Here is a 394-nt window from a genome sequence, read left to right as displayed (position 1 = left end):
CGCGCCGGTCTTCACGGCGAATACGGGCAGGATGCGTACGCCGACGACGTTCTCCTCGGTGCGGCCGGGGCCGGCGAACTGGGTGTGCTTCTGGTACCAGACCAGGGCCAGGTGGCCGGCGATGAGCGCGAGGATGATGCCGGGGAACAGCAGTACGTGCGCGACGTAGAGGCGGGTGATGAAGATGTCGCCGGGGAAGTCGCCGCCGAAGATCAGCCAGTGCATCCACGTGCCGATCACCGGGAGACCGACGACGATGCCGGACATGGCGGCTCGTACGCCGGTGCCGGACAGTAGGTCGTCCGGGATGGAGTAGCCGAAGAAGCCCTCGAACATGGCCAGCGCGAGTAGTGCGCAGCCGATCAGCCAGTTGGCCTCGCGGGGTCGGCGGAAT

Annotated in this window: 1 protein-coding gene; it reads right to left on the bottom strand. The window is 67.3% G+C overall.

Annotation, left to right across the window (positions count from 1 at the left end; translation table 11 throughout):
- Positions 1-394: cytochrome b (locus tag P0W64_RS22505; RefSeq protein ID WP_275482434.1), on the bottom strand; the 394-nt coding region annotated here is incomplete at both ends.

It is taken from the genome of Tsukamurella sp. 8F, assembly GCF_029167375.1.
In the GTDB taxonomy this organism is placed as follows: Bacteria; Actinomycetota; Actinomycetes; order Mycobacteriales; family Mycobacteriaceae; genus Tsukamurella.
This window is presented reverse-complemented; position numbering and strand designations above follow the sequence as displayed.